The sequence below is a fragment of the Vibrio sp. YYF0003 genome, from assembly GCF_036350715.1.
GTDB lineage: Bacteria > Pseudomonadota > Gammaproteobacteria > Enterobacterales > Vibrionaceae > Vibrio > Vibrio natriegens.
This window is the reverse complement of record NZ_JAZDWA010000001.1, coordinates 550,768-570,546: the sequence shown is the minus strand read 5'-3', so window position 1 is coordinate 570,546 and position 19,779 is coordinate 550,768. Positions and strand designations below refer to the sequence as shown.

General features: G+C 42.6%; 14 protein-coding genes. 8 read left to right on the top strand and 6 right to left on the bottom strand.

Annotated features, from left to right (window positions below):
* Positions 1-145: 145 nt before the first annotated feature.
* Positions 146-1,576 carry an alanine/glycine:cation symporter family protein gene (locus V1U08_RS02510; RefSeq protein WP_231113068.1) on the top strand — a complete coding sequence of 477 codons (1,431 nt, stop codon included), beginning with the start codon at positions 146-148 and terminating at the stop codon, positions 1,574-1,576.
* A 95-nt stretch (positions 1,577-1,671) separates the two neighbouring features.
* Here V1U08_RS02510 and thpR read toward each other — a convergent pair whose 3' ends face one another.
* Together thpR and V1U08_RS02500 are read right to left on the bottom strand one after the other, a co-directional pair.
* The gene (gene thpR, locus V1U08_RS02505; RefSeq protein ID WP_330469827.1) at positions 1,672-2,202 is read right to left on the bottom strand and encodes an RNA 2',3'-cyclic phosphodiesterase; all 531 of its coding nucleotides are present in this window, start codon (positions 2,200-2,202) and stop codon (positions 1,672-1,674) included.
* Between the two features lie 35 nt (positions 2,203-2,237).
* Positions 2,238-3,128, bottom strand: a complete 891-nt coding sequence (locus V1U08_RS02500) for a LysR family transcriptional regulator (protein ID WP_330469826.1) — start codon at positions 3,126-3,128, stop codon at positions 2,238-2,240.
* 143 nt (positions 3,129-3,271) lie between these two features.
* On the opposite strand from V1U08_RS02500, the gene V1U08_RS02495 reads away from it, so the two are divergent.
* The 4 genes from V1U08_RS02495 (at position 3,272) to V1U08_RS02480 (ending at position 11,575) form a co-directional block, all read left to right on the top strand.
* Entirely contained in the window at positions 3,272-3,742 is a 471-nt protein-coding gene (locus V1U08_RS02495; protein WP_330469825.1) for a nucleoside deaminase, read from the top strand.
* Positions 3,743-3,862: 120 nt separating this feature from the next.
* Positions 3,863-4,456, top strand: coding sequence for a cysteine dioxygenase (locus tag V1U08_RS02490; protein WP_330469824.1), 594 nt, complete (start codon positions 3,863-3,865; stop codon positions 4,454-4,456).
* A gap of 1,310 nt (positions 4,457-5,766) precedes the next feature.
* Positions 5,767-9,543 (top strand): S8 family serine peptidase, encoded by a 3,777-nt coding sequence (locus V1U08_RS02485; protein ID WP_330469823.1) that lies wholly within the window; start codon positions 5,767-5,769, stop codon positions 9,541-9,543.
* Between the two features lie 949 nt (positions 9,544-10,492).
* Positions 10,493-11,575, top strand: coding sequence for a YkvI family membrane protein (locus V1U08_RS02480; protein ID WP_330469822.1), 1,083 nt, complete (start codon positions 10,493-10,495; stop codon positions 11,573-11,575).
* Positions 11,576-11,764: 189 nt separating this feature from the next.
* Here V1U08_RS02480 and V1U08_RS02475 read toward each other — a convergent pair whose 3' ends face one another.
* Positions 11,765-12,646: a LysR family transcriptional regulator gene (locus V1U08_RS02475; RefSeq protein ID WP_243978299.1), complete on the bottom strand. Its 882-nt coding sequence runs from the start codon at positions 12,644-12,646 to the stop codon at positions 11,765-11,767.
* A 162-nt stretch (positions 12,647-12,808) separates the two neighbouring features.
* Between V1U08_RS02475 and V1U08_RS02470 the strand changes: the two genes are divergently transcribed.
* Positions 12,809-14,128, top strand: coding sequence for a DUF1254 domain-containing protein (locus tag V1U08_RS02470; protein ID WP_443089728.1), 1,320 nt, complete (start codon positions 12,809-12,811; stop codon positions 14,126-14,128).
* Positions 14,129-14,518: 390 nt separating this feature from the next.
* A complete protein-coding gene (locus tag V1U08_RS02465) occupies positions 14,519-14,998 on the top strand; it encodes a DUF1456 family protein (protein WP_088878683.1) in 480 nt (159 codons plus the stop codon).
* Positions 14,999-15,561: 563 nt separating this feature from the next.
* Here V1U08_RS02465 and V1U08_RS02460 read toward each other — a convergent pair.
* From V1U08_RS02460 to V1U08_RS02450, 3 genes are all read right to left on the bottom strand, one after another.
* Entirely contained in the window at positions 15,562-16,515 is a 954-nt protein-coding gene (locus V1U08_RS02460; protein ID WP_330469821.1) for a DUF2860 family protein, read from the bottom strand.
* A 129-nt stretch (positions 16,516-16,644) separates the two neighbouring features.
* On the bottom strand, positions 16,645-17,574 hold the full coding sequence (locus tag V1U08_RS02455) for a LysR family transcriptional regulator (protein WP_020335973.1): 930 nt from the start codon (positions 17,572-17,574) through the stop codon (positions 16,645-16,647).
* Positions 17,575-17,581: 7 nt separating this feature from the next.
* Complete coding sequence (locus tag V1U08_RS02450; protein WP_256722924.1) at positions 17,582-18,478, bottom strand: LysR family transcriptional regulator; 897 nt, start codon at positions 18,476-18,478, stop codon at positions 17,582-17,584.
* 219 nt (positions 18,479-18,697) lie between these two features.
* Between V1U08_RS02450 and V1U08_RS02445 the strand changes: the two genes are divergently transcribed.
* On the top strand, positions 18,698-19,759 hold the full coding sequence (locus tag V1U08_RS02445; RefSeq protein ID WP_330469820.1) for an alpha/beta hydrolase fold domain-containing protein: 1,062 nt from the start codon (positions 18,698-18,700) through the stop codon (positions 19,757-19,759).
* Positions 19,760-19,779: the final 20 nt, after the last annotated feature.

The window sequence follows — 19,779 nt, the reverse complement described above, 5'->3', positions numbered from 1 at the left end:
ATTCACTGACTATCATAATAGTTACATGATGTTTTATCGAAAAAACAAAACTGATGTGCCGATTATCATGGACTGAAAAATTTTATACTTATTTATCAAATGTATAGTTAATAAATCAGAAAGCCTTTAATTAATTTGAGGAATAATGATGCAATTACTTGAATCCTTTTTTGGTATTATCGGAGACCTCACATGGGGTTGGGCTCTTGTCCCGTTCCTCGTGATCTTTGGTCTATTCTTTACGATCGTAACTGACTTTGTTCAATTCCGGTTCTTCAAGCGAATGTTTCGCGTATTGCTGACAAAAAACCAGACTTCAGATGAAAAAGCTATCTCTGGTCGTGAAGCACTTTTACTCTCTATTGGTGGACGTGTAGGTGGCGGTAACATCGCTGGTGTTGCTGTTGCAATCACGCTTGGTGGGCCGGGAGCCGTCTTCTGGATGTGGGCGGTGGCATTGGTTGGTATGGCGACCAGTTTGGTCGAATGTTCTCTCGCTCAGCTTTATAAACGAAAGGAAGGCAATGATTTTCGTGGCGGTGCTGCGCGTACGATTATTCATGGTCTTGGTGAGGACTATCGTTGGCTCGCCTACGTTTACGCGGTTTGTCTGATCGCTTCTTTCGCTATCGGATTTAATGCATTTCAGGGCAATACCGTTGCAGGTGCCGCTTCAGACAGCCTTGGCATTGATCGTTTGTACACTGGTGTGTTTCTTTCTATTGCTGTTGGATTCATTATCTATGGTGGTATCCATCGTATTGCGAAAGCGGCCGATGTTATCGTTCCAATCATGGCGGTTGCGTATGTTGCCTTAGCGCTGCTTGTCATCATTATCAACATTGCGGAGCTCCCAGGCGTTATTATGACTATCGTTAAAAATGCTTTCGGTATAGAGGAAGTCGTGGGCGGTGGTATGGGTGCTGCCTTGGCTAACGGTCTACGACGAGGCTTGTTCTCAAATGAAGCGGGTTTAGGTTCAGCGCCTAATGTCGCGGCAACGGCAGATGTATCTCATCCGATAAGTCAGGGTATTACTCAGTCACTATCTGTATTTATCGATACGATTGTTGTATGTAGCTGTACCGCCTTCGTGATTCTACTCGGAGATGTCTATGTGCCGGGAGCCGAAGGTGTTGATGGCGTTGTCCTTACTCAACAGTCTTTGGTGTCTCACCTCGGTCAGTGGTCTCAGTACTATCTAACCGGTGCTATTTTGTTGTTCTCGTTTAGTTCCGTTATCTACAACTACTATCTGGGTGAAAACGCACTAACCTTTATGTCTCAGCGCAAATTGTCGCTGCACATTTTACGTATTGCCGTTATAGCTATCGTATTTGTTGGCGCGGTTGCACCAGGCGCGACTTCAGTATTTTTCTTCTCTGATCCGATGATGGGGATACTCGCCATCGTAAACTTGCTGGCATTGATTATGCTATTCCCAACCGCAATGCGTTTGTTAAAGGATTACAGGAAGAAACTTGCTGCCGGTGCTGAGCATCCGGAATTCAATCCCGATGAGTTCCCTGATTTGGATATTGACCGCACGGCTTGGGTACCTAAAAATAAAAAATAGCAAACGTGGAGCAAACTTCCTTTTCAATCCTGTTGAGATTACTTAGAAGGGGAGATAGCGTTCATCGCGTTTGTCACAGTCACGAGTCAGGGAGCCTATCCCTGACTCTGAAATACCTCATCGATAACTCGATAAGCTAGCTTATTGTCAACGTAGATGCTTTCCATTAGCGCAATTGAATAAACATCAACGTGTTGCGCCTTAACATCGACGTACTTTAGCTGTGTATCGCCAGTATCATGACGAAAAAGCGTAATATGGGGCATATACTTTTTTGCTTCAGTAGCAAAGCCTTGTGCTTTCAGTGCTGTCGTCAATTCTCTTTGTAAATTCATTAATGCGCGATTGCTTGCTATTCCCATCCAAACCAACCGACTTCGTTTTTGGTGAAACGCACCTAAATGATCGATTTGTAGACCATCACATTTTGATTTCAACTGACGCAAGATACGGATTAACTTTTGCTTATGCTCTTGCGTCGCTTCACCGACAAAAGCCAACGTGAGATGGAGGTTCGCTGTACGAGTATGCCGGCCATTTATACCGCTTGAACGCAATAAATTTTGGTACGTCATTAAGTTGCGCTTTGTAGCATCATCAAAGGTCAGTGCAAAAAATAACCGCATAAAACGCCCTCTCAAACCAGAATCGGTGTTTGTGGTCACTGGATTACTTTAAGAATACTATTGATTATACTTTGGGTCTGTTCGTTCATTTTTACAGTAGACGGCAAGCACACGCAGAGTTCTTCTTCTAGTCGTTTGTCTTTCAGTGGCGTAAACGCCAATTCACCATTCATCACTTGTTTTTCAATGTCATACCAAGTCATAAAACTGACTCCGGCACCTTCACGAACCAGGCTAGCAAGCAAATTAAACGAATTGCTTGTGGCAGAAATATCAAAGCTACTGTTCTGTCTCAGGATCTCCGAATAAAGACGCGTATGCACTGATAAGTTTCTGTCAGGAAAGCAAAGTGGCCATTTGAGGCACTCGTGCAATTCTATGGATTTCGTTTTTTCATCGAATAGTTTTGGGAGGTGGACCAGCCCAATCTTAGTCCTGTGCCGCGCTGCAAATTGGATTTTTTCATGTCTGGCGACGTTAAACGCGATAACGAAATCCAATTGATTGTCCAGAAGCAAGTTTGTCAGTGTTTGTGTGTCTCCGGTTGTAAAATGAACACGTAAATTGTCGAATTGAGAGGAAAGCAAATTGTAAAGTTTAGGCAGAACACTGTGGCTTAGGCAATCAACTGCGCCGATACGTAGTTGAATTAAGTTTTGCTGAGCCTCTTCCTTTAAGCTCCGTCGAAAGCGGTTTTCTTCAGTAATCCATTGTTGCGCTTGTTTATAAAGTGCCTGACCTTGCTCCGTTAGATCAATCCCTTTTGGGAGTCTCACAAGTAGTTGGGTACCGAAATCTTCTTCAAGAATATTCATCTGACGGCTCAGCGCTGACGCGGCAATATGCAGCTTTTCTGCGGCTTTACGTAAAGATTTTTCGTGTGCGATGACGACAAACGATCGAATTTCTTTTGTTAATGCAGACATGACTAATATCCGAGAATAAAAATACTGTTCTAAATATTAGCACGCAGTTTTCTAAACGTTCTAGTTTAAACAACGGTTACTCTCTCTTATAGTGTTTTCAGATTCAATAAGGGATTCAAAAACATCAATATATGGAGTTAGTGATGAAATACGACATTGAAAATCTGAAACTCACCATTGAGTTAGCAAAATTGAGTGTGGAAAGTGGGAATCATCCTTTTGGCGCAATGTTGATTGGTCCAGACGGAGAAATACTGATTCGTTCTGGTAACACTTATCAGCAAGATAAGGGAGTCGGTCATGCTGAGTCTAATGTCGCTCGCCTTGCCTCTCGTCAATATCAACCGGAATTTCTAGAGAAGTGTACGTTGGTGACATCAGTAGAGCCTTGTTGTATGTGTGCCGGTTCGATTTACTGGGCTGGTATTGGTAGCGTGGTGTTCGGGCTTACAGAAAAGCGTCTCGCTGAATTAACCGGCGACAACCCTGAAAACTTAACGTTAGATTTAGCCTGCCGGGATGTATTCATGGCAGGACAGCGCAAAGTTGAAGTCCGTGGGCCATACGTTCAGCTAGAGGAAGAGATTGCTGCTGACCATATTGGTTTTTGGTAAGGAGAAATATCAAGAGGCTTCTACCTCTCAGTTCTCTGCATAGCGCGAGCGGAAATCCAAGGCCGACCGCACTACCTGCTATAGTTAAAACGTTTTATCCAACGAGACGGAAAGTCAGCAATGAGTAACATATCCAGGTTAAGGGACTTTATTCACGCCTTCACACATTTGGTCGATAAAGCGGGACAAGATGAAGCGCGTATTATGATGGACGGCAAACGGCTCCTCTCCGAACTTGTCAGCTGCGATGATTGGTTGCCTGATCAGTTCGCTCAACCAAATCCAGAAACGTATCAGCAATACTTATTGTATTGCGACCCATTGGAGCGCTTTTCCGTGGTGAGTTTTGTTTGGGGACCCGGTCAGCAGACGCCAGTGCATGATCACACCGTGTGGGGTATGGTAGGAGTAATGCGAGGTGCTGAGTGTTGTGAAGAGTTTTATTTGGATCCAAAATCGAATAGATTACAACCGAATGGGAAACATCAACTCCAATGTGGTGACATTGACCTAGTATCACCTCGTATCGGAGATATTCATAAGGTATCAAACGCTCACTCAGATCGTACCTCGATCAGCATCCACATCTACGGTGCCAACATTGGGTCTGTGAGTCGACATGTCTATGACTCACAGACAGGGGAGGTAAAGCGTTTTATTTCTGGATATTCAAACAAAGTGCTGCCGAATATTTGGGACCGTTCAACGGAGTAATGAACGATCTGTTGATGAGTATTGACCAATGAGACTAGAAAGGTGCTACGCCGAAGCAGCTGACTTCTTCAACGGTCAATTTCAAGCTCAAGCTTTAGCACGAAGAACATTTCACTTGTACCACGAAAATATCTCTTAATATGTTGCCTCACTTCATTCGTTATTTTGTGCAATAGCGATTAATATTTACCCAACATTCATAAGAATAAGTAGTCTTCGTTTAAAACTAACTCGTAAGCTATTTAAAAATCATGCAGTTTATGGAAGTGAGTGTTTATATAAAGTAGTTGGTCCTGAAATAATACAAAAACTAAGAACTCTTATATCATTATAATTACTATGGACAAATAGTATAAATATTGTCTTCAATAACAGCGGGAATTGTGTACGATCTTCCAACCATTATCTCTGCACTAGCGCCTAGGGTAATAAAATCTTCCTAACTCGGTATCTCATACGCATTAATTAAAATTGCAAAGAACGGTAATCGTTACGCACTAATAAAGGTTGCTGAAATATGTTTAAAAATTAATCTCTGCGCATGGTGCTCAAAAGCTTGGATGAAGCGATTAACGGACGTCGATTTGCGTGTGCATCATGAGCCTATTGAATGAAAGTCTGGTATTTTGTTGTTCTATGCAGCCATTTGTCATGAACGGATTGCCAATGAATCTCTTATGAAAATGATGCAACGTACGTGTAGGAAAATCACTAGTATCCCATTAGTGACTTTATCCATTTAACTCTTCACGTCATTAATTTAGCGGAGTATTATATTTTAAAATAACACCTTTGAATTAAAATCACATTTTGTGCGGTAAATGAATGAAAATTTAAATATTAAAATCATTTAAATATTTTTGATGCGACTAGGCTTTTATTTTGATTTTAAGTGAGATTTTGATGATATTTGAAGTTAAATGTTATCGAATATATTTTTAAAACGACGATTTTATTGAAAGCACTTTGCATTATCTGGCGTGATCTTATCCGCATGTATAGTGTTTCTTGTGTCCATTAATATTGGTTTTAGAGGGTTTATTTAATATAACTACTCTCTGTTTTAAGGAGATAATAAGATTTTTAAACCGTACGCTAGTACGTTTAAATATAAATTTTATCCTCATAAAAACGAAAGTTGACGGTAAAAACACATAGTGATTATCTGGTGTAAATAATGTGGTAGTCATTTTTCTCATACTCAGGAGCTGTATGTACTGTGTTTGAAATAAAAGAGATTTGGTTTGCAGTCTGTAAAATCAAACGATAGCAAACTGTATAAATATAAAAATTTAGATATAAGGGAATATATGAGTAGTCGCTTTAAGCGCAGCAAGATTGCTGTGCATTGTTTAGCGTTATTAGGTGCAAGTATGTCACTATGTACGCAAGCTGAAACGGAATTGGCTGCGGTACAAGGGGGAGCTAAAGGGCTTGAATTCACGTTGATTACTGGCGACAAAGTCAGTGCCGTTGTGAATAATGCCGGTGAACTTGGTGGTATTCGCATGCTGAATAAAGACGGTGTGGAAATTGTTACTTCTGTTTTCAAACGTGGAAACGACACCTACTTGGTGCCAGCCAAAGCACAGCCTTTTGTAGACTCACGTGCCATTGACTTAGAGTTGTTTAATATCAATAAGCTCTATCAGTCAAAGTATGATGACGCGAGCACAGACAATCTTCCTGTGATAATTGAATACGCAGATGGATCGCTTGCAGGTGCGGCAACACCAACTGTAATCGAGGGTACTTCGCTGACCGGTGAAATCGAATTAATCGACAGTGCAGCATTTGGCATCGAAAAAGAGAAAGCCGAAGCTGTATGGGAAAGCCTGACACAGGATGGACGCATTGAAGGAGTTTGGCTTGATGCTGTGATTCATGGTCATAAGCAATCTGTTGGCACCACGTTAACACCTACCGTACCTTTGACAGGCGCGTTGGGCCCTTCAGCCGTCACGTTTAATGGTGAAGGCGTCACAGTAGCGGTATTGGATACTGGCTACGATGTTGAGCATAGTGACTTGAGAGGGCAGGTGATTGGCGCAAAAGACTTTTCATATTCAGCAAACGGTGTTGATGATTTAAATGGTCACGGTACTCACACGGCTTCAACTATTGCAGGTACGGGGTCAGAATCGAATGGGTATTGGGCAGGCATGGCGCCTGGTGCTGATCTTCTCGTTGGTAAAGTTCTGAGCAACAGCGGAGGTGGCAGTACTTACGGTATTATTAATGGCATGATCTGGGCCGTCGAAAATGGCGCAGACATCGTTAATATGTCACTAGGTGGTTCAGCCACAGCCTGTGAAGGCCCGATGGTTGATGTGGTTGAAGCTTTTAGAGATCAAGCTCTGTTTGTTATTTCAGCCGGTAACAGCTTTACCCGTGAAACGGTGGGTTCGCCGGGCTGTGCGCCAAGCGCCTTGACTGTAGCTGCATTGGATCGTGAAAATCAGACGGCTGTGTTCTCTTCGCGTGGTCCATCACCAGATGGTCACTCAGCGAAACCAGATATCGGCTCACAAGGTGTCGATGTCGTGGCTGCTGCATCTGGAGGCGTGGGTAGCAACGCTTACCGCTCTTTGTCGGGGACATCAATGTCGGCACCTCATGTTGCAGGTGGTGCGGCGATTGTATTACAGGCTCGTCCAGATCTATCTCCAGTACAACTCAAACGCGTTTTAACTTCTTCAGTCTTTGATAATGACGCTCATGTGTTAGAGCAGGGCGCAGGCCCAATGGATGTGAACCGCGCAATTACTCAACCAGTTATTGCCGCGCCAAACGTAGAACTAGGTCGCTTTGTTGAAGTGTCATCTGCTGTCAGTGTCGATGCGCATGTGACGCTGACCAATATCAGCAACAGTGATGTAACTTATAAACTGAGCATGGATCTGATCGGCGAAGACGGTATAACGCAATTGCCTGCGACTCTGGCTGGTTTAGGCGTTAAATCAGTGACGGTACCAGCGAATGGTTCAGTCGACGTGCCAGTGTGGATTGAGCCACAAGTGGCGCTGCGCGATGGCGCTTATGGCACCATAACTGGACGTATTAAAGGCGAGGGTACTGGTCAATCGGATGATCAAATTATTGTGCCTGTTTCGTTTTTGATCCAGCCGCCAGAAGTCGAGCTGACATTAAACGCGTACGATAACCGCGGCAAGCCTGCAAACAGTTTCTCTAAAGCCTATATCATTAATGAAGAAGATGACTGGGGGCATGCACTTTCCTTTACCAATGGTCAAGCCAGCATTAGCCTGCCTAAAGGTAACTACAGTGTTATTTCACACATTGTAACTTACGACAATGATTCTGATTTTGGTGGACTACCAGAATCCGCAGCGCAGATGGCCTACCTTGATCACAAAGTCACTTCAGATACGGTACTGACTTTTGATGCTGGTGTGGCAGAAAAAGTGGAGTTTAAAGCGGATAAGCCAATTGATACACAGGGCTTCTCGTTTGGTTTCACCTACGCTCTGGATGACAATAAAGTAGCGAAACTCGCTGCGATTGATTTGATGCCGGATTATGTTGAAAATATGTATCTGTGGTCACAAGGTTACGACAGCCGTTTCCGTGCATTTTTATCTACTCATGCAACCGCTCCTGAAACTGTGCTAACCATGGAAAATGGTCAGCAGTTACATGCCGTCGCACAAGGTCTTGCTGTTGGTTTTGATGGTGAAGGTAGCGCTGAAGTCGTACCTGTTGGTGAAGGTGGTTACAGCACAGATTGGAGCCAATTTGATTTGGCTGGCAAAATTGCTTTGATCCAAAACCCTTACAATGTCACTTCTTACATGGTGAAAGGTGCGCTGGAACAAGGTGCAATTGGTGTACTTTTCTATCGTCCAGGCACTAATGGTCGTTATAAAACAGCCTTTACTGGTATCCCGACTAAGCCGATTGTTGGCTTAAGTGCTGAAGAAGGTGAAATGTTGTTTGCAGAAATCCAAAGTGGTCGCAACAAGGTGAGTTGGTCAGGTACTGCCGTTGATAAGACGCCTTATACTTACCAACTACATCACATCACTGAAGGTCACAACAAAGGTGGCTTAATTCGTGTGCATGATAAAGACATGTATCACATCAGTGCAGCGTACCATGCTCAAGGTGAGGAACGTCCTGTTTTCCGCGACATGATGGCGCAAACCAACAGCACTGGTGAGTTCTATTCAACGGGCAGTCCACAAATGTTAGTGGCGCCGGTTGTGCGTGATGAATATTACACCGCAACCAGCAAAAACACCTGGACCAACATTGTAATGCAAGGCAGCCGCATTCAATCGGATGGCGCCTATTTTGATGGCCCACGAATTATGGAAGCTGGCGCTAAAGAAGATACTACCTGGCTAAGAGGACCAAAAGGCGCAAGCTTGAACACGAGTTCTCATTCTGTTGGTTACCGCGATACCAATTTGATTCGCTGGAACTTCCCGCAGTTTGGGGATGCGTCAGGTCACGATGCTATTGCAGGTTACAATGGTCGAGCAGCCTATGGTTTATGGGTAAATGGTGAGAGCAAGTACATGGACACTGGCACCTTAACCATGCCTGTGGAAAGTGCAGAAGTGCGCCTGGAGCTACGTAATTATAACCGTGGTGTTGCTGAGCGTTCACCGATTGACGACAAGCTAGGTTCGTTTTATCAGGGTATCTTTACCTTTATGACTGACCAAAGCATGCAAGGTGCGCAACCTATTTTGGTACCGAAAATTGATGTTCCAGTCGATATGCACAACAGCCATCCTGCAGGCGAGCCTGCGAAAGTTGTCCTGTCGGGTGAAATGGACAGCAATGAAGATGTGACTCTGGCAGAAGTGACCCTGCAATACGCTTATGGTCAGGAATGTGTAGTGAGCTATGTTTCTGCTTACTCGTACTGTCCGGTTTATGACAAACTGAATGAATCAGATTGGGTCAACGCTCAAGTGGCTTATGAAGATGGCCAGTGGGTTGCGACCGTGCCAAATGACGCTGAAGCAGGTGAATTTGTTCACTTACGTGTAGTAATGAGCGATACAGACTCAAGCTCTGCGCAAGTTACAACATTACGTGCTTACATGCTCAAATAAAGCTCACTTGTGACAGCCACAGTGACAATCTTTGGCACAGTGTGGTTTTCTAAAAAGTAAAAGCCCCGAAAGGGGCTTTTTTATTGTTCCCATTTCCGTATTAGGCAAAGTCTAAGATAACTACAGCAGCACTTTAATGTGAAAGCTCGACATTAAAGATCAGAGATAAATACTTTAGGCCGAATTAATCTACAACGCCTCTAAAATGGTACTGATTTAAAGAATGTTTACTTTGTCATAACTTCTTATCCGACTGATCTAGCAAGACAGAGCTGCTGCTCAATGAATGAACATATCAACACATTTGAACACACTTATCACATATCTAAAAAATAGATAACTTTTAAAAAAACTCTTATTCCCCAGCGCAATATTTTCTGATCTTTATTATTTATCTTATTCTAATTTAAGGGGATTTATCCTTTAAATGCTGAGGTTCTTAGTCGGTGGTGTTACGAATATTGTGTAATATCGGATATTTAACATCACTTAGTAGTGAAATGCTTAAATGTACACAATATCAGCACAAAAATAAGAAACATTCCCATGGAAAAATAGAACGTAGTGAATAGTTAAATGAGAAGTAGGTTATAGTAAAACTACAATCAATTATAAGAGAGGTTATTTTTTTTAATTTAACTATCTGATATATATAGAATAATAATTAAAATTTCTTATGTCTCTTCCATATTGTTTAGATTAAATAAACGTCAATAATCGCACTATACTCTAAGAGTTAAACTTTCAAGAGTTTTAACAAAAAATTAGCAAACTTCCACTTTTGATCACATATAAAACAACACACTATGCAGTTCTGTTAACAGATGTGATACTTATTGCTCCCGCTGTTGTTACATCAATTAACAACAAGTAACCAAAAGAACTACAACTACAACTACAAATACAATTACATAAGTTGATTAATAGTCGACAAGGAGATTTGCCTACCATGTGGAACATTCTTAAAATCGCGAGTGCGTTTATCGGAATTATTGTCGGGGCCGGATTTGCCTCTGGACAGGAAGTATTGCAGTACTTCACAAGCTTTGGACATTGGGGCACAGCAGCCGCGGTGCTGGCAACGGCCCTATTTGCATACCTAGGTATGATGCTGACAATGCTTGGCTCTCAAACCAAGACCATGTCACACAAAAAAGTCATCTACCAAATTAGCGGCCGTTGGGTTGGCGTTATCGTAGACTATGTGATTATCTTCACCTTGTTTGGTGTAGGCGTAGTAATGATTGCCGGAGCTGGTTCCCTTCTAACACAACAATTTGACCTGCCAGGATACGTCGGAAGCGCTCTTCTAACGGTCCTAATCGGCCTGACCGCAATGATGAATGTAAATCGTGTTGTCGCGGTTATTGGTAGTATTACACCATTTTTGATTGTTGCTCTGGTTATTATTTGTGCCTACAGCATCATCACAATGGATCAATCTTTTGATACCTTAGCGCCAATTGCTGAAAGTCTTGAATCAACACTACCTAACTGGTTTATCTCAGCAATCAACTACGTATCTTTCAACCTAGCGGTGGGCGCGGCCATGGCACTGGTTATGGGCGGTGCGGAATCAAACCCTAAAGTTGCAAAACTGGGTGGACTTCTTGGTGGTGCTGGAGTCGGTGTACTAATCGTACTTAGCCACTTAGCACTATTTTCTAAGATTGAAGTGGTCGCAGAATACCCAATGCCACTACTAAAAATCATCGATATGATTTCACCAGCACTGTCAACCTTCATGACATTCATTTTGTTAGGTATGATCTTCAATACCGCAGTGAGCATGTTCTACGCATTTGCAGCTCGCTTTGTACCAATGAAAACGGCTAAAGCGAACAAGTTTATCTTTGCTACCTTGATTGTTGGCTTTGTGGCTAGCTTTGCCGGTTTCACTCAGTTAGTTGCTGTATTCTACCCGCTGATCGGTTACTTAGGTCTGTTCCTTGTTGGTGCACTTATCTATGCTCCAATTAAACTAAGAAAAGACGAAGCACAACTTCAGCAACCAGCTTTTGCTGCCGAATAATGTTGATTAACATTGACTAATAGTAAAAACGGCAGACCGGACCAATCGGGATGCCGTTTTTTATAAGAGTCAGTACATTACCTATCCAAATTTAAAGTTGAAATGGTAATGCCTCCTACCACTCCCAGTAGGATTTTTCTCTACTTTTTCTTGTGTGGTAATCGATCTTTTTCCTAGCCTCTATTCACGTTATCTTTCAATAAACATCTGTGAGAACAATAAGTGTAGGCATTGATGTAAGGGTGATTTTCTATCAGTTGTACGTGTATTTGATGCCCAAATGATGTCGAAATTAATGAATTCTGTTCCCGCAACCTGCATAAATTCTTTACCAAGCACCTTGCTAGGCAACACGTTTGCTACCTTTCTGCTCGTCATTATCTTTAATGCAAAAGAGGCACTGTCAATCTCATGGGCATAGTTGAGATCGATTCCATTGTTATGCAAATGTTCTATAAACTGGAATTTTTGCTCGTTCCAACCAATTGCTCTTTGTTTAATAAAAGGCCAGTGCTTCACTTCATCCCAATGGTACTCACTATGGTGAGCAGCAGACGCGATGATTAATGCGTCATCGCATATATGTTGCTGGTAGACCCCTGAAGATCTTTCAGGGTTGAGAAGGTGAACGCCGAAATCAATTTGTCCTGACACGATTTTATTTTCAGTCTCATCTCCCCAAGAATGAAGAGTGACAGATGTGGAAGGGAACTTTTGCAACAGTTTTTCGTACAACGTGATACCAAACCTTTCTATCACTAAATCAGGCAAGGCAATATGAATAGGATCTGAGTATGTCGATGGTTCAAAGGTGGCTGGTTCGACCGCTTCTTCTAGGTCGCCAATAGCAATTTTTACTTTCGGAATAATGGATTGTGCATAACTGGTCGGTTCAAGCTTACCAGACATTCTAATAAACAGTTCGTCATTAAGTTGCTCTCGAAGGCGAGTCAACTGTTTACTAACCGCACTTTCTGTTAAACCTAAGGTAATCCCCGCTTTTTTCAGGTTTTGCTTTTCGGCAAGCACTAGCAGTGTTTTTAATAGATTGAAGTCGAGGTCAAAGCGCATTGATGGATCCTAATCTCAAGCTAAATTGAAAATTATTCAAGATTGAATTTTCTCACATTCCGGAAATTCCTAATAATATAGCAACAATTAGTTCAAAGGTTCTAATCATCAACTATATTCAATCGGTTGATTAGGTAATTGTTCATATTCTCGGAGAAGAAAATGATTGGTAAAAAACCATTTGTCTCGTTGCTAGTCGCTTCAGCGATGTTAAGCCCTTTTGCTACTCAGTTCGCTTTTGCTAAGCCTATCCCCGATAAGCTAGCTCAAGACGCTTTTATTTATGCTTATTCTATCGATGAAGCTTACAAATTTTTCTACGAAACTGCTGTTGAAACGGATACACCGCTCAATCGTTTTCAGAATATTCGTCATATTGCTGACGACTCATACACTGCACATGTAACCATAAACAATGACACATTACATTTAATGGGGTGGTTAGATGTAGCCGCAGAGCCTGTTGTGGTAAGCGTGCCTGACATGGATGAGGGTCGCTATTGGATTCTACATACTATGGACATGGGTCACTACACTACATCCATGATTGGCTCTCGTTTAAGAGGCAACAAAGGTGGCAGCTTTATGTTTGCTGCCCGTTCGTGGACGGGGGATGTTCCTGCAAGTGTCGATGAAGTTATTTATGTTGATTCCAATATCATTAAGTTAATGGGCCGAATCATGGCTGTGGGCAAAGAAGACGAAAAGGTTGCCCTAAATTATATGGATGATTGGAATATTAGAACGTTATCGGCGTACCTTGGTGTTCCGGGACCTAAAGAGAAAGTCAGAACCTATCCTAAATATGACGAAACGAACTGGTTGCAACGAGTTAATTACGTTCTATGTGACGGTGACATGGGTACCGCTGATAAGAAATGGCTCGATCAATACAAAGACATTGGTTTAGAACCTTGCAAAGAAGACTTTACCAAAGAACAACTCGCCGCCGCCAAAGTGGGTAAAGAGTTAGGGATGAAACATCTTCAAGAACTCGCTCCGCAAATGACCAATGCAGGTAAATTGCTTGGTACCAGAGAGCAATTGGACGATGGTGAACGTGATTTGTTTGCTGAAGGTACATACTTGGGACAGTGGGGATTGCCGCCTGATGAATCTGTTTACCTAAAAGCAGAGACAGGAGGAGATGGCAAGAATATCAACGGCTCAGATGGTAAAAAATACGTGATGCACTTCAAAGCTCCGGATGTGAGTCAGTTCTGGTCGTTCACTGTATATGGGTCTGATAACCGTCTGATGGCTCACAACGAAATTAACCGCCACAGCCGCGGCGACCGTACTCTTAAACCAGATGCGGACGGCATGTATACGATTGAGCTAAGTTCGACTGGAAAAGAAAGTGATACCAATTGGCTGCCAATTCCAGAAAAAGATGCTTACATTATCTTGCGGATGTATGGACCGAGCAAAGAAATACAGCAGGGTGAATATGCATTTCCTACGTTAAAAGTCAGTAAGTAACTCTCAACGACTTATCGAATAAAGCGCCCAGTTTGGGCGCTTTGTTGTTTTGAGGTTTATTGATACAAAAAGTAATCAATTCTACCTGAATTATGGATAATCCCTAACTCAGAGATGCCCCATTCCTTGCCAGTAACCTTCTACCTCACAAATAACAGTGAGGTGGTTTGACCTACTTCTTCTAATCAGCATAGTGTCAATGAAGGTGGGGTCTTACCAACTTAGCCGACTAGTTCGAATAGGCCGTCTTATTTCTATTTTTTAACCTACCGAAGAAACGTGTTCTCTGTTAAAGTCACCGTCAACTACGCTATTGAATAAAGACACCCACAGATCGCATGTCATTGATGGATTTTTATTCACCCTTAGAACTCATTTTAGGAATCCCTAGTGACTAACAACGAAATTTTACGTCGTATCCAACACGCGTTAAACCTTAAAAACGCACAGATAATGAAAGCTTTCGGGCAGGCCGAAGTCACTGTGGCTCACGATAAAGTGGCAAACTGGTTAAAAGATGAAAGCGACAAATCTTGCGTTAAGATGAAGGATCAAGAGTTAGCGGTATTCTTAAATGGCTTTATTAACCTCAAGCGAGGCAAAAAAGACGGCGAGCAACCTAAGCCAGAAGTCGCGTTGACCAACAACATGATTCTCATGAAGCTGCGCATTGCGCTAGACATGAAAGCAGAAGATGTGTTGGACGTATTAGAAGTGGTTGGTATTAGTTTAAGTAAATACGAAATTGGTGCGTATTTCCGCAAGCCAAACAACAAAAACTACAAACAGTGTGAAGACCAACTGCTGTGCGACTTCTTAAATGGTGTGCAGTTTACCAATCGTCCCGATTCTGAAGAGTTTACTGGGTAATTTTTATCTCGAATCGAACGTGGTAATTGATTAAAAAAGCGAGAACCATTTTATTTGGCTACTCGCTTTTATCATGCTAAAGACCGATATTAGAGCTTCACAATCACGTCTACTCTTTGTCTTTCTTCAGTAGATACCTATCAAACCACGCTGAAATCTGGTCGGCTTTTAGAATCAAGACACACACCGCCCCCTATGACCCTACCAAGATAAACCCAAGCTAAAACCTTAAGCCAGTTAGGGGCCACTATTCTGGTCAAGATTACCCAGACATCTTGTAGTGATTAACTAAAACTGGCCACGTATATAGAGTTTTTACATACTTTTGGTAATGCTAAAAGTGGCTATTATACTGCTGGCTATTCACTCCTGATACTGTCTGTTTTCTCGCGCTCTGACTTTAAGCTGATTAGTGAGCCACAACCACTCAACAATACGAGAATACTAAATCATACAATGAAGTGACGAATTCGCATGTGGCTCCTTATTGCGAGTGTATTATTCTTCGTTTAGAGGATTGCTCTTTGGCCCCATAAGAGTGATAGGCCCTAACATAAGAAATATTAGAACTTGTAATTCATACCAACAGACATCAGCAAGCTATCGCTACTATAGAAGTCGATGTTTGAATCATTGATTGTACCGCCAACAAATGAGGTGACACTCCAGTTATCCCAACCTGGGATATTGTTATACTCGTAAGCGAGAAATAGTCGATACACATCATCGCTTCGAGTCTTAGAGAAGATCGGATTTTCCGCCGAAAAGTCTCTTAGTGTATAGCTTCCTGTTAGCACTAGCTGATAGTTGCTTGTTAGGTAGAAATAACTTAGTTCCCCCTTATAGGCATTAAACGATGCAGCGCTGCCATCAGCGTCATGGTCAGTGTAGCTAAAAGCTGTTATGTAGCCTGAGTTGGTGTTAAGCATTGTGCGGTACTGACCTTTAAGGTAATAGGTTTCACTATCTCGTAATAACTCCGCGTGATTAATACCTTCATTGTCAATCTCAGCAGTCGCATATGCCATGTCAAATGACACTCCGCTGTTCCACAGATTCGAGAGTTTCAATCGATATGCGTTGCCTTGGCGATCGGTGGTTTCTCTTTCTTGTCCAGTTAGATATGGGTTTGCCCACACTTCATCGGCGACAACGGTAGGAAGATAGCCGATGTCGAGTCTGGTGCCATTGTGGTAGTCATATTGATAACCAAGTTCAAATGCAAGTGTACCAACGGCCAAATCATCACGCGAAGTACCTAGGTAGACTCGTTGGTTGTTGTTTTCGTTTAGCGCGTAGTAAAGGCTACCTAGGGGCGCGACAAAATTCTGATTAGAACTATCGCCTTTACCTAGGTGATTTATTTGCGCCGAACTATTGGTATCTAAGTTAGAGTTAGTTCTGCTAAAGCCAGAGTTCAAAGACACCTCACCAGAGAAGCGTGAAGTATCAAACGCATTAGCTGAAGCGATAGAAACTGGTAGTAGAGCGAATACAGAAAGTACTATTTTGTTCATTGGTTGTTCTCATCAACATAAGTTAAGCCTTTCCATTTGCGACAAATCCTTAAGTTGGTGAGAAGCTTATATCGAGTTATTCACCCTTGATATGAATTAGAGAAATGCATTTTTGCTATATCTGATTCATTATTGGGGGATCTCCAAGCTATTAAAGTAACTTTGGATGATTTGGTGAAGATGTTGGTTAAGCGGATACCCCCGCTTTGACTGAAGATAGCCACCGCAAACCTTAATTTTCTGCATCTGTGTTGGTAGCTCTGGCAGTGGGTAACTTGCCAGACGATCATCAAGCAAGCTCATGTAACGACTCCCGTACATAATCGCATCTGACGTGCTTAATTTGTTGGTTAGAACTCGAATACTGTGGGTAACCAATGACACTCGGGGTTGAAAACCTTTGGCGAGATAAACTTCTTCAACAGGAGCGCGTTTAGAGTTAATACCGTCAATGATAACTCGCGCAATCGGCAAGTGATGGATAGATGCCCAGTCAGAGGTTTGGTTCAATACTGGATGGTTTTTACGAGCAATGAGACAAAGCTCGACCTCTTGTAACGTATGGTTATAAATCTCTTGTGGTAGGGGATAACCTTCGAAGTGGATCAAATAGTCAATGCCGCCGTTCAACACTTCCGCCAGAGAATGCTCTTGCCAGTAAACTAGACTGAAATTGGCATTTGGAAACTCACGGCGTAGCGTGTCAAAAATTCCCTCCCCGTGTAGCTCCAAGAAGAAAATGTTCATGGCAATTTTGACCTGGCCATTAAATGCTATTGGGTCGAAATTTTGGTAAGACTCTACGACTTTCATGAGCGGCGTTAACATTAAGTCACTCGCCTCGGCTAACTTTTCAGCCAGCTCAGAGGGTTCAACCCCGTGCGCTTTACGAATAAACAGTTGTTCACCAAATACGTCTCGAAGCTTTGCAAGTCCACGGCTAACACTGGTTTGCGAGATACCTAATCTGTCTGCAGCTGCATGTGTGTTGCGTGTTTCTACCACCGCTTTTAAGAGTTTTAATAAGTTTAAGTCGAGATCCTGCAGTCTATTTTTCATGCTAGCTTCACTGAGTTGACAAAGTTTGATTAAAAAAGGTTTGAATCGTTTGATGCAGATACTGACTAAATGGGCTTCCACGTCGTGTTTGTAGGTAGGAACCACCAATATCGAGGACATTGTGTCGCTGGATTGATGGCGGTAGTGGATAGCATTCAAGTTCAGGGGCTATCTGGCAAACGAATCGGCTCGAATAGAGAATGGCATCGCTGTTTTTGACCAATTCAACCGCTGTTCTGACGCTATGAGTGGTCAATAAGAAGTTCGCTTGATAGCCTTGTTTTTCATACAATTGCTCAAGAATCCCTTTTCTTGGGTTAATACCATCGAGATACAGTCGAACTATGGGTAATCGATGAATCGTATCCCAATCACTGCTTTTGGATAGAGAAGGGTGGTTCTTTCTCGCCAGTAAGACATTCTCGATTTTGGCTAGATTTCGACAGAACATATCTTGGGGCATTGAGTAAGACTCAAATTGAATCACGTAGTCAACGCCGCCTTGCAATACATCATAGAGAGAATCTTTTTGCCATTGTGAGATATTGAAACTGGCACTGGGTAAGGCGTAGCGTAGAGCAAGTATTAGACGCGGACCAAAGAACTCGAGTAAAAAGGTGTTGACCAATATGTTGACCTTGCCAGAGTACTTCTTTGGGTCAAAAGCAGAGTAGTCCTCAATGACTTTTTCGATTGGGTGTAGCATATCTACAGAAGCATCAGCCAACATCATTGCCAATTCTGATGGTTCGATCCCGTGAGCTTTGCGAATAAAAAGCTGTTCACCGAAACTCTCTTTGAGTTTGGCTATCGCGCGACTGACACTGGTTTGTGAAATCCCCAATTTTTGCGCCGCAGCGTGTGAGTTTTTAGTTTCAACTATTGCACGCAATACTCGCAGCAAATTTAGGTCTAATTCTCTGATGTTAATAGCTAACTCTCCCTGTAGTCCTTTGCTTAATCCTAGCAAATAACATGTTGCTGTGAGACGTTGATGATCACTTTAGTGCACCTAGCTTGCAAAAATGAATTTCTCTAATTCATACATATCATCAATCAGTTTGTTTATCTTAATGCCATCGAAGCAAGGAGTGCTTTTACATCAAACTGTATAGGTGAAAAAATGAAATCACGTAATCTCTTCCTTACTTTTATCACAACAAGTTTTTTAAGCACTGGCGTCATGGCTACCACCGATAAAGATGCGCTACCTCTCTCAGCACAGCCTGTACCTCTAACCACGGCAGTTAGTCCTGAGTTTTATGAGTTTTCGAAAAACTTTCCGGCAGCTAATGTAGAGGCTCTGCAGAAAAACTTACCCAAAACAGAAAGCGAGTGGCGTGCTTTCGTTGATGCACGTGACACACCAGCCATCGAACGAGCAGAATCGCTAGCTAAGACGCTAGGGGTAACCATTGAAAAAGACTCTATTGGTGGCGTTGATGTATATTGGGTCACGCCAAAGGCGATTACGCCAGAGCTAAAAGACAAGCTCTATGTCGCGGTTCAGGGTGGTGCGTATATGTTGAAGAGTGGTCTAGCATCAACATCAGAAGCCTCTATCATTGCTTCTAAGGTGCAAATTCCAGCACTAGCGATCGACTACACCAAATCGATAGATGCACCCGCACCAGCAAGCCGTAATGATATTGTTAAGGTGTGGAATGCGCTTCTAAAAACGCGCTCTGCAGATTCTATGGTCATGGGGGGGACTTCTGCTGGCGGTGCTCTAACGCTTGCGGTGACACAGGAGCTCAATAAACAGGCTTTACCCGTGCCAAGCGCGCTTTATGTTGGAACGCCGGGTGTGGATATGACCATGACTGGAGACAGCCGTTATGTCAATGAAGGACTAGACCACATATTAGGTAGTTGGCGTGGTATGTCTTCTGCGTTAGTCAATGTCTATGTGGGTGAGCTAGAACTAACAGATCCTATTGTATCGCCAATTAACGGCAGCTTTGAGAACTTTCCGCCAACTTATTTGATCACTGGCACGCGTGACCTGTTATTGAGTGATACTGTACGAGTGCATCGCGAACTTAAGCGTGCAGGGGTTGACGCGGAACTTAATGTCTATGAAGGTCAATCTCATGCCGATTACGCTGTAGCTTTTGGTACCCCTGAATCTGAAGAGCATTATCAGGCACTGAGTAACTTCTTTTACGGGAACTTGGTGAAGTAATGTCACGCTAAGTAGATTAG

Excerpts from the sequence above, each read along its gene's own strand:
- V1U08_RS02510 (WP_231113068.1), top strand. The coding sequence starts at position 146 with ATGATGCAATTACTTGAATCCTTTTTTGGTATTATCGGAGACCTCACA.
- thpR (WP_330469827.1), bottom strand. The coding sequence starts at position 2,202 with ATGCGGTTATTTTTTGCACTGACCTTTGATGATGCTACAAAGCGCAAC.
- V1U08_RS02500 (WP_330469826.1), bottom strand. The coding sequence starts at position 3,128 with ATGTCTGCATTAACAAAAGAAATTCGATCGTTTGTCGTCATCGCACAC.
- V1U08_RS02495 (WP_330469825.1), top strand. The coding sequence starts at position 3,272 with ATGAAATACGACATTGAAAATCTGAAACTCACCATTGAGTTAGCAAAA.
- V1U08_RS02490 (WP_330469824.1), top strand. The coding sequence starts at position 3,863 with ATGAGTAACATATCCAGGTTAAGGGACTTTATTCACGCCTTCACACAT.
- V1U08_RS02485 (WP_330469823.1), top strand. The coding sequence starts at position 5,767 with ATGAGTAGTCGCTTTAAGCGCAGCAAGATTGCTGTGCATTGTTTAGCG.
- V1U08_RS02480 (WP_330469822.1), top strand. The coding sequence starts at position 10,493 with ATGTGGAACATTCTTAAAATCGCGAGTGCGTTTATCGGAATTATTGTC.
- V1U08_RS02475 (WP_243978299.1), bottom strand. The coding sequence starts at position 12,646 with ATGCGCTTTGACCTCGACTTCAATCTATTAAAAACACTGCTAGTGCTT.
- V1U08_RS02470 (WP_443089728.1), top strand. The coding sequence starts at position 12,809 with ATGATTGGTAAAAAACCATTTGTCTCGTTGCTAGTCGCTTCAGCGATG.
- V1U08_RS02460 (WP_330469821.1), bottom strand. The coding sequence starts at position 16,515 with ATGAACAAAATAGTACTTTCTGTATTCGCTCTACTACCAGTTTCTATC.
- V1U08_RS02455 (WP_020335973.1), bottom strand. The coding sequence starts at position 17,574 with ATGAAAAATAGACTGCAGGATCTCGACTTAAACTTATTAAAACTCTTA.
- V1U08_RS02445 (WP_330469820.1), top strand. The coding sequence starts at position 18,698 with ATGAAATCACGTAATCTCTTCCTTACTTTTATCACAACAAGTTTTTTA.